This window comes from uncultured Porphyromonas sp., assembly GCF_915070105.1.
Classification (GTDB): domain Bacteria; phylum Bacteroidota; class Bacteroidia; order Bacteroidales; family Porphyromonadaceae; genus Porphyromonas.
Genome location: NZ_CAJZFJ010000064.1, coordinates 1 through 12,398, shown reverse-complemented (window position 1 = coordinate 12,398; position 12,398 = coordinate 1). Strand labels below are relative to the sequence as shown.

General features: G+C 53.5%; 9 protein-coding genes and 2 pseudogenes. 2 read left to right on the top strand and 9 right to left on the bottom strand.

All coding sequences use genetic code 11. The features are described from left to right. Together QZ554_RS06880 and QZ554_RS06875 are read left to right on the top strand one after the other, a co-directional pair. Positions 1-955 (top strand): annotated as a pseudogene (locus QZ554_RS06880) (hypothetical protein); the annotation flags it as partial. Between the two features lie 236 nt (positions 956-1,191). Continuing rightward, positions 1,192-1,293, top strand: a pseudogene (locus QZ554_RS06875) (transcriptional regulator); the annotation flags it as partial. 125 nt (positions 1,294-1,418) lie between these two features. On the opposite strand, the gene mnmE reads toward QZ554_RS06875, so the two are convergent. The 9 genes from mnmE to QZ554_RS06830 form a co-directional block, all read right to left on the bottom strand. Then, positions 1,419-2,831 carry a tRNA uridine-5-carboxymethylaminomethyl(34) synthesis GTPase MnmE gene (gene mnmE, locus QZ554_RS06870; protein WP_297195315.1) on the bottom strand — a complete coding sequence of 471 codons (1,413 nt, stop codon included), beginning with the start codon at positions 2,829-2,831 and terminating at the stop codon, positions 1,419-1,421. Positions 2,832-2,860: 29 nt separating this feature from the next. Beyond that, positions 2,861-4,384 (bottom strand): MBOAT family protein, encoded by a 1,524-nt coding sequence (locus QZ554_RS06865; RefSeq protein WP_297195311.1) that lies wholly within the window; start codon positions 4,382-4,384, stop codon positions 2,861-2,863. 120 nt (positions 4,385-4,504) lie between these two features. Next, positions 4,505-5,719, bottom strand: a complete 1,215-nt coding sequence (locus QZ554_RS06860) for a GDSL-type esterase/lipase family protein (protein WP_297195309.1) — start codon at positions 5,717-5,719, stop codon at positions 4,505-4,507. Next, positions 5,703-7,181: an acylhydrolase gene (locus QZ554_RS06855; RefSeq protein ID WP_297195307.1), complete on the bottom strand. Its 1,479-nt coding sequence runs from the start codon at positions 7,179-7,181 to the stop codon at positions 5,703-5,705. The genes QZ554_RS06860 and QZ554_RS06855 overlap by 17 nt, the downstream gene beginning before the upstream one ends. A 68-nt stretch (positions 7,182-7,249) precedes the next feature. Beyond that, entirely contained in the window at positions 7,250-9,121 is a 1,872-nt protein-coding gene (locus tag QZ554_RS06850) for a U32 family peptidase (RefSeq protein WP_297195313.1), read from the bottom strand. A gap of 40 nt (positions 9,122-9,161) precedes the next feature. Then, positions 9,162-9,815 carry a uracil phosphoribosyltransferase gene (gene upp / locus QZ554_RS06845; RefSeq protein ID WP_297195305.1) on the bottom strand — a complete coding sequence of 218 codons (654 nt, stop codon included), beginning with the start codon at positions 9,813-9,815 and terminating at the stop codon, positions 9,162-9,164. 32 nt (positions 9,816-9,847) lie between these two features. Further along, positions 9,848-11,080 carry a class I SAM-dependent rRNA methyltransferase gene (locus QZ554_RS06840; protein ID WP_297195303.1) on the bottom strand — a complete coding sequence of 411 codons (1,233 nt, stop codon included), beginning with the start codon at positions 11,078-11,080 and terminating at the stop codon, positions 9,848-9,850. A gap of 7 nt (positions 11,081-11,087) precedes the next feature. Beyond that, positions 11,088-11,858 (bottom strand): 3'-5' exonuclease, encoded by a 771-nt coding sequence (locus QZ554_RS06835; RefSeq protein ID WP_297195302.1) that lies wholly within the window; start codon positions 11,856-11,858, stop codon positions 11,088-11,090. Next, entirely contained in the window at positions 11,788-12,396 is a 609-nt protein-coding gene (locus QZ554_RS06830; RefSeq protein ID WP_297195300.1) for a DUF5063 domain-containing protein, read from the bottom strand. Before QZ554_RS06830 ends, QZ554_RS06835 begins: the two co-directional genes overlap by 71 nt. Positions 12,397-12,398: the final 2 nt, after the last annotated feature.

Below are 12,398 nucleotides of genomic sequence, written 5' to 3'. Positions count from 1 at the left end.
CATGAATCAAAGTTGTCAGATCAGCAATAACCTTGCACTAGCCAATACAAGCCTCTATTCGCGAATGCTTCCCACAATGGGTCAAAGACTGGAATCCTTGGTGAAAAACTTCTATGAGAAATATTTTAAGAATGACTATGGCTATCCAACATTGCAATTAACATTGCCAGCAGAAGATGCCGATTGGGTGGCTAAGTGTCGAACTATAATGCCTGAATTGGACTCAGTTTCCAAACAATACAATTTGTATGTAGAAGAGGGAGATATGGATCCTAGACTATTTTTATATGGGAAACCGTTGTTGATAACGGACGTTAAAAGTCTTTTCGAAAATAAGTATTACGTGATCAAGGGGAGTCCCTTGGAGATTTTAGAACCGATGAGTCTTTTGTTCCAAACAGCAGAAATCCTTCATGTTGTTGAAGGATTTGATACTACAAGGATTCATTGCTTCTATGATTTTATCACACATTGTGAAGTCCCTTATTCAGTTTATGAGTACGGTTACCGTAAAGATATGATAGACAAATTAATTGTCAGAGGGTACATCAAAATCGATGAGCAAGGGGTACTAAAACCTAACAACGAATCTGCGATTGAAATACTAGGTTGCCTTTGGCGCAATCGTGTCGTATCGTATTGGCATCACAGCAAGTCTGTTCGTGAATTGCTAGACAAATGGAAAGAAGGAGATTTGCTAGAAATTGACGATCACCTACTTTGCGAATCTGAGCGTAATCTGTTCTCTTACTATCTCAATAATAACAAATACACTAATGGTCCCGCTATCCGTAACCAATACGCACATGGTGCAATACCTGTGGGTGACGATGTGCAAGTACATGCCAAGAACTACTACATCCTTCTTATGCTACTGATTCTACTTCTGTTGAAAATTGAAGATGAGCTCAGAATTGGCTCCAGAATACTGGAGAATATGGGGGAAAAACTCTAACTGTTTTCCATGGAAATTGTATTCCCCCAAAAGGGGTATAATCGTTTTTATTCCCTATATTTACCACCGATAAGGTATATGTAATAACTTCGGCGGATCGTGTAGTACACGGTGATAAGCCTCGAATATGTATCCCAAAGAGGTAAAACGAGTACATATATCCTTGGAACGTGTACCTGAGAATGGCACAATGGGTACATATTCAAAATGCAGGTACTTCAAGTAATTGATATATGATGCAAGCGAGGACAATCATAGTTCAGTACGAGAAAGAGATGCGTAAGAAATATAAACTGACACAGGTAGACCTCTCTGAAAAAGCAGGAGTGGGACTACGCTTTGAATGAGTGAAAGAACGGCTCGGAATGATGCCTAACGCACAGAAAGGGTAAAAGAAAAGGCGCTCATTATGAGCGCCTTTGTGATTTTTTGGTGATGCTTGATTATCGTTGATAATCAGAAATTACTTTCCGATGCAGAAGTGGGCAAAGATGTTGTGGAGGACAGTGTCGCTCGTGATCTCTTGGCCCGTGACTTCGCCGATGGCCGTGACTGCGATACGCAGGTCAGGTGTGATGAGGTCGGTTGGCAAGCCTTCTGTAAGAGCTGTGCGTACTTGCTCTAGAGCACTCTGTGCCTTGGTGAGGAGGGCATAGTGGCGAGCGTTGCTGACGACGAGGTCAGAGGGGCTGAGGTGGGGTAAGCTCAGGGTGGAGACTAGTGCCTTGCGTAGCTCATCGATCCCGAGCCCCTCCTTTGCTGATAGGCTTAGCAGGGGTGTACCCTCGGGGAAGAGCTGACGTAGGGAAGAGGTCGGGGAGAGGAGCTCCGTAATGTGACTAGGCTCTAGGAGATCGGCCTTATTAAGCAGTACGAGGTAGGAGACTTCGCCGAGACGGGGCATGAGATCCTGTACGGAGGAGAGGTAGGCTTTGTCCTCTAGCCTTGTGCCGTCCAGCATGAGTAGGACGATAGTGGCGGAGGCCATTTTGTCGTAGCTACGCTCGATACCAAGTGCCTCGATAGCATCGGTAGTAGTACGTAGCCCTGCAGTATCAATGAAGCGGAAGGTAATGCCCTCAACATTGAGTACCTCCTCGATGGTGTCACGTGTCGTGCCTTCAAGGTCGCTAACGATCGCACGCTCTTCGCCCAGTAGGGCATTCAGTAGGGTGCTCTTGCCTGCGTTAGTTGCCCCAACGATCGCCACCGGGATACCTCGCTTAATGGCATTACCTAAGCGGAAGCTCTCTGTAAGTCTGCTTATCTTCTGTGCAAGTTCTTCTAGGAGCTCTAGCAGCTGAGATCGGTCTGCAAAGGTCACATCTTCCTCGCTAAAGTCTAGCTCTAGCTCCATTAGGGAGGTGAGCTGGATGAGCCGATCACGTAGTTCATTGAACTCCCTGCTGTATCCCCCTCGCATCTGAGAGAGCGCCATGCGGTGCTGGGCGGCACTCTCCGAGGCGATGAGGTCGGCGACGGCCTCCGCACGGCTAAGGTCCATCTTACCATTGAGGTAGGCTCGTCGGGTATACTCTCCTGGGGCAGCTATACGGCAGCCGTTGTCGGTGAGAGCCTCGAGCAAGGCCTGCTGGATATATTCAGATCCGTGGCAGGAGATCTCTACAACATCCTCACCAGTGTAGGAGCGTGGGGCATGGAAGCAGGTGACGAGGACTTCGTCTAGGAGCTTCCCTTCGTGGACGATCTTGCCTAGATAGGCTGTTCGAGCCTTTGCTCGTTCCAGGCTACGTAGCTCCGAGCAGGTGAAGATCTGATCCACGATACCGATAGCCTCTGACCCTGAGATGCGGATGAGGGCTACCCCTCCAGAGCCTGGGGGGGTGGCTACGGCGCATATCGTGTCGCTGCTGATGAGTGTATGTTGCATATAGAGGGAGGAGGCTAGAAGTTGAAGTAGATGAACGGCTGGGCATCTGCACTACGTATCTGCAGCATAGCGAAGATGACAAGGATAAAGACGGCAGCCTGTATGACGAAGTTTCGATTGGTGATCCAAGACCTAAACCACTGCTCCTGGCGATGCGAGGTGAAGTGAAGTAGATAGCCAATAGCCATGATAATCAGTACCCCACGATAGCCCTCTACAAACTGCAAGAAGACCTCGGGAGAGAAGTGTCCGGCGATCTGGCTAATAACCGTCGTCGCTGTCTCCATCGAGTCGGCACGGAAGAAGATCCAAGCAAAGCAGACTAGGTGGAAGGTGATGATTTGTCCTAGGAAGCGCTGGATCCACAGAGGCTTTTCCCGTCTCCAGCCGAGGCGAGTAATCGTAGATAGGTAGAGCTTATGTAGGGCAAGCGCTACACCGTGGATCGCACCCCATAGGACGAATTGAAGAGCCGCCCCGTGCCATAGCCCTCCGAGGAGCATGGTGAGGAAGAGGTTGATGTAGGTACGTATGCGTCCCTTTCTATTTCCACCTAGTGGGATGTAGAGATAGTCTCGGAGCCAAGAGGAGAGTGAGATGTGCCAGCGTCGCCAAAACTCAGTGATGCTGCCCGACTGATACGGGGAATCAAAGTTGATATTGAAGCGGAAGCCTAGGAGCAGGGCTATACCAATGGCCATATCCGAGTAGCCAGAGAAGTCGCAGTAGATCTGCATCGCATAGCCATAGGTAGCGAAGAGGTTCTCAATCCCCGTGAAGCGAGAGGGCTCAGCAAAGACTTGGTCTACGAGGTTAGCTCCGATGAAGTCACCGATTATAGCCTTCTTGATCAGCCCCGAGATGATGAGGGCTAGTGCCTCCCCATACTCCGCCTTGAGTAGCTGTGGTCTACGGTGAATCTGTGGTATGAAGTCCTTGGCTCGGACAATAGGCCCTGCGACGAGCTGGGGGAAGAAGGATAGGTAGAAGAGGTAGTCGATCCACTTCCTCAGAGGGCGTATCTCTCCCCGATAGATGTCTACGGTATAGCTCAGTGTCTGGAAGGTATAGAAGGAGATCCCTGCCGGTATGAAGTAGTCCCTAGCCTCTAGGGGTACGTCTAGTGGTGCTGATAGCCCGAAAGCCGCTAGTGCCATTTGGGTTAGGTCAAGCAGGAAGTAGAAGTACTTGAAGTAGGAGAGTAGTCCCAGATTGACGAGGACACTAAGTGCCATCAGTCCTCGACGGACACGAGGATTTTCGCTCCCGCCCATCGCTCGTCCGATGAAGTAGTCCATCGTGGCAGAGAACAACAAGATGAGTACATACATCCCACTACTCTCGTAGTAGAAGAAGAGGGAGAAGGAAGCCACGAAGAGGATGCGCATGGCTGTCCGGTTCCTCAGTAGTATGTATATCGGGAGGAAGAGGAGGGCACAGAATAGGAATAGGCCCGAGGAGAAGATCATCGGGCTGTCCCGATCGAAGGTCAGTATCTCAGGCAGTCGCCCCCAGTCTATTGTATCTAGGTAGTTCATTCGCTTTGTTTAGTCGGCTAAGTTGGCTTAGCACTGCTATATATTCTTCTCAGATGATAGCTTTGTTCTGTCTTGCTTCCCCCTTAGCTGTCGATGCTGAAGGGGGGAATTGTCTATGAGTTATGACCCTAGGGCTGCGAGGATCGCCTCGGCTATTAGTTGGCCTTGGCGTTCGTAGCCCGTTACACTATAGTGTACACGATCGGTCGCTATCAGCCCGTCCTTGATCCACTGTGCCATCCCGATCTCACCCCCCATTGCGCTGTAGAGGTCAAAGGCTGCTACCCCATGCGCCTCGGCATAGCGCATGATCTCAGATGCAACACGACGAGCGTTGTCGTTGAAGGTGTAGCTCATCGTAGTTTTCTTCTGGCGACGCTTCCCTCGTCCTACACGAGTCGTATGTGCTTGCCTAAAGTAGCTAGGGGGAGGGGTCGTCAGAAGGATCTTCGTATGGGGAAGTGCCTCTTTGACTAGGTGAATCATTCGTTCTAGGCTTTCTCTGAAGTCGTTGATTGAGAACGAATAGCTATATGAGTCATTTGTCCCGAGGGATATGATGAGTAGCTCAGGCTCTAATAGTGCGAGCTGCTCTATGTAGTCTTCTCGAGCATAGTTGCGATAGGTGGTGCCGTTTATGCCGATGTCATGCACGAGTACACCTCCCTTGCCCGAGAGCAAGACACATCCAGCATAGACGGCTTCGTCTCCATCACCATGCTGTGGGGAGAGTGTAACCTCTGTATGCGAAGAGTGCCAGGAGAGTGTATCGACGACGTATGCTCCTACGGAGAATACCCCTCTACGGAGCTGTCCTAGAGGGAAGCTCGAGAGCGTATGGGAGGATGCCGTGCGCAAGAGGTACATTTTAGAGAAGGGGTTGAGCGGAGACGAGATGGAGAGGGAGAATGTCCCCGTACGTCTTGCGCCCAGCGCATACCCACCTACTCCCATAGGGAGTGCCCCATCGTCCTTGAGCAGGGTCTGCTTCTGCCAGCCTAGTCCAGTGCTGGTGACCCTATAGTCGCTGGGGGCATTGGAGCCATAGAGGCGATACCAGCCGACCCAGCCACGGCCTGCGTTGCCATAGGTCCTCTGGAGAGTACGGCGTATAGGGGCTGTGGTGTGCCCAGCTTGTATATGACTATCTCCGATCTGCACGATGGAGAGGGGGGACTGAGACTGCTTCAGTAGGCTCAACTTCACCTTTAGCGGAGCTAGGTAGCCCTGCGGTGCATACCAGTTGGGGATGGGGCGAGGCACCGTGGAGTAGCTCCCTACTATGGAGGCTGAGATGATGAAGAGCTCGAGCCCGATCTTACCTAATAGCATCATAATACTTTTCTTCGAGGAGGAAGGCTTCGAGGAATTGGCTTGCGAGCTCTGCGCCCCCTCGGTGTGCGAGGTGCGTATAGTCCTTCGCAGCCCAGCCCCGCTCTGCTAGCTTACCTATACCGCCTAGGCGAACGACAGCTGCACGGGTGCTCCAGAAAGTCAGTCCGAGCTCTGAGGCGAGATGTATCTGTGCCTCCTCGAGCTTCACGGCTGCTGGCATCGTGACGACCTTACCCTCGGATTTCTTCCCTCGGTCGGATACTCCTAGGATGAGGTACTCGGCTCGTCCCGTCGTAGCCTTGAGATGACGAATGGCGTTACCCATCTTCATCGTATAGTGGGAGTAGTCGAGTTGCTTGGGTGAGATGATATTCAGTCCGTATTGTAGGATGATCAGGTCGTAGGGATGTGCTGCGCAGAAGCTTGAGTTCAGTGCATCATTGACCGAGGCTAGGGGGAGTCCAGAGTTGCCTCGTGTGGAGAAGTTGTCTACGGCAATACCTGAGGCAGCGTCTAGCGATACCCCATAACAGGTGAAGCCCGAAGCTCCTGAGGCGAGGCTAAACTTGAGGGTGCTGATATGTCCCTCTGCTAAGCGATAAGCCTCCAGCCCCTCACGCTCAGTAGCGGGGAGCTCTATGGTGCGAGCCTCTCCGTCGTTGGTCGAGACAGAGAGGGAGACAGGCTGTGTAGCCCGATAGTAGATCGTGGCAATCTCGAAGGGACGATCCCCCTTGGCGACCGTATAGCGTACCCAGTCTCCGACCTGTCCAGTGAAGTAGTAGCCGGTAAGAGGATAATCACCCTTCTTGTGGAGCTGCTTGTACTCCTTCCATCCCTTGAACTCGTGGCGTATCGTACGGCGGAAGCCTGCGGTCTCCGAGGATAGGGGCATCCAACCGACACCAGAGCCACCATAGCGAGCCTGGAGCATACTACGTAGGCTACCGCTGAATATATCCCCTTCGATGAAGGAGTCTCCGAGTATCGCTATTCGTACGGGGCGACCCAGTGAGCTACGTCTACGGAGCTGGGTGAAGAAGTGTCGTAGTCCATCGTGCTCAGGTGTCATATCGATGATTGTATTCTCCTCTGATGAGACGACCTGGACGCTATCCTGGTGCTTGGGGGAGGAGGTGGCTCCAGCCTCGGCCTTGATGCGCTCATAGATGCGCTCACGATGACGCACACGTGCATTATCCTTGCGGGCTTTTTCACTTAGCTTCTCTGCATCCTTGGCATTGGTGACCGTGTCGGGGGCTTGGTAGCGTAGGTCAGAGAGGAGGTCTACCTTGGTGAGCTCCCATCGGTCTACCTTCTCGGGTAGGAAGTAGAGTCCTCCTAGTCCTATGGCTACGACTAGGAAGAGGATCCAGGAGCGAAGTAGATAGTCCTTGGGGGCCTTTTCCTTCTTCTCTTCGTTGATCTCAGGAGTATGCTTATGTTTCTTTTTCTTCTTCATGAAGTGATGAACTAGTCATTCTTAGTTGTCGATAGCCTCATGTCTAGCATGGGACTTTGGGAGGGAGGTTAGGCCTGATAGATCTTCATCTGACAATGGGTACAGTCAAACTCTAGTCGAAGCCTATTGCCCTCTCGTGTTAGGTAGAGAGGTTCTCGGTAGGGCATCTTTTCCGAGGTCTCTCGGATACAGTAGCCGAGCTCGTGCTTGATGCAGTGCTTCGTGCACATCAGTTCGGCTGTATCAATGGGTGCTAGCTCGAAGGCCTTCGCAGGCTCTGTATACCCCATGGCCTCGTAGTAGGCACGGGCTAGGTGATTGGATATGTTAGCTCTGTAGTCGGCCTTGCACATACGTCGTGCAGGGACATTATCCCTCGTGCGGGACTTCATCTGCAGAGTCCGCTGTGAGGTGAGGGGAGCTTGTAGCTTGTCCCAGCTCTGGAGATACTCCTCTACGGCCTCACGACGTAGGCGGGTGAGGAGCGATAGGGGTATGAATGGTGTAGAGGTCAGCTCCAGCACTACCTCTCCCGCGACTAGATCGGTATCTCCTAGCTTGGAGAGTTCGGAGCGAAGGCGATCGGGATCAAAGTTCCGAGCTTCCTCTAGTTCTATCTCTAGGTGTGTGGATGTATGATGCTCTGGATAGTCGTAGCTGTGTAGCTCTAGCTCCAGTGCTGTAGGGAGCTGCCGTAGACGCAGGCTGACTCGCAGGCGACGCTCTGCTGTAGGACTAGCCAGTAGACGCTCAAAGGCCTGGTCATAGTTCCTATAGACCTGGCTGCCCTCGGGAAGAGAGCTTCCCCGTCCTAGCTGTAGGCCTCCCTCAGGGGTGACACGATTGATACGGAGGCCATCCACTCTACCCTCAGGGGTGACGAAGAGTAGCCCATCGCCATTGCTTAGAGGCTCCTGGGTATCGATCGTGATCCCGTCTCGTCCCTTGCGTGCACGGCCGAGATACTGGCCTTGGCTCTTCGGAGTGAGGGGATTGATGACCGAGGCATTGGGGTGCTCGGGGGTAGCTAGGTGGAAGAGGTAGGGAGTGAAGCCACGGTTGAAGCTCTTCGCAGGGTCAGGGGCGAAGCGTAGAGACACTTCCCCAAAGCTAGCTCTGCGGTACTTCTCTGGGTAGAGGGCTATGATGCGATCTAGCTCACGTCGGTAGTGTGCTGTGATATTCTTCACATAGCTCTCACCCTTGAGCCGGCCCTCTATCTTGAGGGAGGAGGCTCCTGCCTCTAGGATCTGCTCCAGTACCTCGGTGCGATTGAGGTCTCGTGGAGATAGTAGGTGCTCCTCGGTGCGGATCTTCCGCCCCTCGTCATCGATGAGGTCATAGGGTAGGCGACACTGCTGGGAGCATTCACCACGATTGGCTGATCGCCCTGTCAGTGCATGAGATAGGTAGCACCGCCCGCTGTAGGAGACACATAGGGCTCCGTGAATGAAGACCTCTAGGGGTACAGTCGTCACGGCTCGTATGCGTCGTATCTGCTCCACGTTGAGCTCCCGAGCTAGGACGACCTGCTCGAAGCCCAAGGCCTCCAGGTGCTGTACATCCTCGGGTTCTAGGGTATCGCACTGTGTGCTAGAGTGTAGGGGGATCGGGGGGAGATTCATCCGTGTGATCCCCATGTCCTGAATGATGAGGGCATCCACACCTGCACGATAGAGATCCCATATCATCTGCTCAGCCTCCTGTAGCTCGTGGTCGTAGAGGATCGTATTGACGGTGACATAGACACGTACCCCGAAGCGGTGTGCCTCACTAGTCAGCTGGCGTATATCCTCTAGCGGAACTCCCGCAGCGGCACGAGCTCCGAAGCGTGGAGCTCCTATATATATGGCATCTGCTCCGTGCTGGATGGCAGCTCGGGCTGTGTCTAGGTCTCGTGCGGGAGCTAGGAGCTCTATGGGGCGAGGGGTCGGCTTGATAGTCGTATCTATATGATGGTGGGATGGTGGGTGGGGAACTTTAGAGCTTCTCTCCGTAGGCTAGGTCACCTGCATCGCCTAGACCAGGTACGATGTAGGCATGGTCATTGAGCTCGGGGTCAATAGCTGCGACCCATAGGGTGATATTGTCCTCGGGGAAGGAGGCCTGTAGGGCATCCACGGCCTGCTGACTCGAGATGATGGAGACGAGGTGCACCTCACGGGGCGTCCCCTTGGTTAGTAGGGCTCTGTAGGCAAGCTCCATAGAGCTCCCTGTGGCGAGCATCGGGTCTACGAGTAGGAGGGTCTTGTCCTGTAGGGAGGGTGAGGCGATGTACTCAATGAAGATGTCGAAGTTTAAGCGGTCCTTGTACTTGCGGTAGGCAGAGACAAAGGCATTCTCCGCACGGTCGAAGTAGTTGAGGAAGCCCTGATGAAGGGTTAGCCCTGCCCTAAGGATCGTCGCTACGACGATCTGATCTGAGACCTCTGCGCAGGAGGCTACTCCTAGAGGGGTCCGTACATCGTGGTAGGCATAGTGCAGTCGCTTGCTCACCTCGTAGGCCATGATCTCGCCGGCACGCTCCACGTTGCGTCGGAAGCGCATAGCATCCTTCTGGATCGTGACATCACGCATCTCTGCGACGAAGTGACAGAGGAGAGAGTGCTCCTCGATGAGATGTTTTACTTGCATCTTGGGGGTATAGTGGGTTACGAAGGTTCGACTTATTCTACGTAGAGGACAAGACCCTTGAGGTACTCACCCTCGGGATGGTAGATGTTGATGGGGTGATCCACAGGCTGGGTGAGCTGGTGTAGGATACGTACCCGCCTGCCAGAGCTAGCTGCTGCGGTGAAGACCGCTAGGCGAAACTCTTCCTTGGACACAGCCTGAGAGCAACTGAAGGTAAAGACGATCCCCCCTGGGGCTATCTTACGGAAGGCTTGGCTATTGATCCGACGGTAGCCGATGAGGGCATTGCGCAGCACCTTGCGGTGCTTGGCGAAGGCTGGCGGATCGAGTATGATCAGATCATACGCTCCCTCGGGCATCTGCTCTAGGTAGTCAAAGGCATCCTGAGTAATCGAGTGGTGACGAGGGCAGTCTGCTCCGAAGTTGAGGGCGACATGCTGCTCGGTGAGGTACATCGCCTTGCCTGAGCTGTCGAGTGAGTCCACACGCTCGGCACCAGAGGCGAGTGCATAGACGGAGAAGCCTCCCGTGTAGCAGAAGGCATTGAGCACCCTACGCCCATCAGCATACAGAGCCAAGAGGGATCTATTATCCCGCTGGTCGATGAAGAAGCCAGTCTTCTGCCCCTTGAGCCAGTCGGGGATGAACTTCAGTCCGTTCTCCCACACATAGCTGGCCTCGGTATGTCCGATGAGGAAGCCATCCTCTGCGAGCTCCCTCATATCCCGTGTCGGGAGGGTCGTCTCAGACTTGTAGTAGACGGATTGTAGAGGGGGTGTCAGCCCTGGTGCTTCGCTGTAGGTCTCCATGAGAGCCTCGGCGATCAGCTCCCGAGAGTGGTGCATACCCATACTATGAGCCTGCATGACTGCAGTGTCCCCATAGATGTCTATGATGAGGCCAGGTAGGCTATCGCCCTCTCCGTGGATGAGACGATAGACCGTGTTCGGGGTAGCGGGTCCGCCCTCAGGGCGAATGAGTCCCATGCTCGCTCTTAGCTCAAGGGCTGCACGTAGCCGATCCCTAAAGAAGTCCCGTCCGATCTGCTCGCTCCTACCGAAGCTCAGCATACGCACAGCTATACTCCCTGCTGCATAGTGCCCTATACCGAGTGTCGAACCTCGAGCGTCGAGTACCTCTACGAGGTCTCCATCCTGAGGCTTGCCATCGGTGATCGAAGCAATAGCCCCAGAGAAGACCCAGGGGTGAAAGCGCAGGAGTGACTCCTCCTTGCGGGGGTACAAATGTATCTTAGGGTAGGACATATCTTAATTATAGTAGGGCGAAGTTCGTAGGTGAGGGGGCTGGCGAAGCTAGTAGCGTCAGATAGATGCGGAGCGATGCCCAGGCATCTAGTGCCGCATAGTGTATCTGAGCTGGGCTAAGCGTGGAGCTCTCCCAGTTGCTCATTCGCTGTGCCTTGCTCATGCGCTCGGCGAAGATGATCGCGTAGATCTTCAGCAGGCTGAGCTCTCGTATCCCATAGCCCCCACATAGACGCTGTAGCTCTACGAAGGAGGCAGGGGCGAAGCTATGGCGACGAGCCAGAGCGGATAGGTCATCCTTGAGGCTCAGCCCGACCTTGAGTATATCGGGATCCTCGAGGAGGCTGATGAGGGACTTGGTGAGTCCTATGAGGTTGAGACGGAAGAGATAGCACTCCTCCTCAGTCGCTATCTGCAGGAGGGACACTTCGTAGCGTACCCCTGCCTTGAAGCTAGGGCGGGTCTCTGTATCTATCCCGATGACCATAGACTTACGGATCTTAGCGACGGCCTTGCGGGCATCGATCTTTGTATCTATGATGTGTAGGGGGACGGGACACTTGGCTATAGGTAGAGCAGTCAGCTCCTCCTCACTGATCGTCGCAGGGTAGAGCTGTGCTGGTGTGAAGGAGGGGTATCTCCGTCCTACTCGCCGAGCAGGAGCAGAGGGCTCCTGTCGTGCCTCTTGTGTTGCCTGTCCTTTCTTCTTAGTCGAGGGAGCTTTCGTAGAGCCCTTCGTCCTCGTCTTCTTCGTCGTCTCTGTAGTCTTCTTCGTCATCTGATGAGCTCAGTAGCTGGGTATGTAAGCGATGTAGTGCGGTCAAAGCCTCTAGGAGGTGCAGGCCGTAGTAGGAGTGGAAGTGGAACAGACATCTCCCGATGGCCGCTGGTAGAGCCCCCTCATTCTCATCTCGTAGGATGCCGAGCAGGTTCACCGTCTGCTGATAGACGTCTGCTAGGTACTCCGAGACGAAGGCCGCTAGAGGGGTGTCACTATACTGCATCTCCTCCGCTTGGCAGGAGAGGAAGCTGTCCTTCTCTCCCAATAGCTCTGCCACCCTCAGACGTACACCCTCATAGGTCTCCTCGGTCACAAACTCCTCGATATAGTCCTCCTCGGGGCTATAGAGGTAATCTGGTAAGCGTAGGGTAGAGAGGTAAAGCTGAGGAAGGACCAAGATCGCCTCTTGGATGAACGCTCGTTCACCGAGGGAGGGAGCCTGCTCAAGGAGACTTGCGAACTTCACGCCTACGGCAGCGAACTCCAAGACCTCTTTGGTGTATAGGCTTGTAATCACTTGTTCATTCGATTCCATAC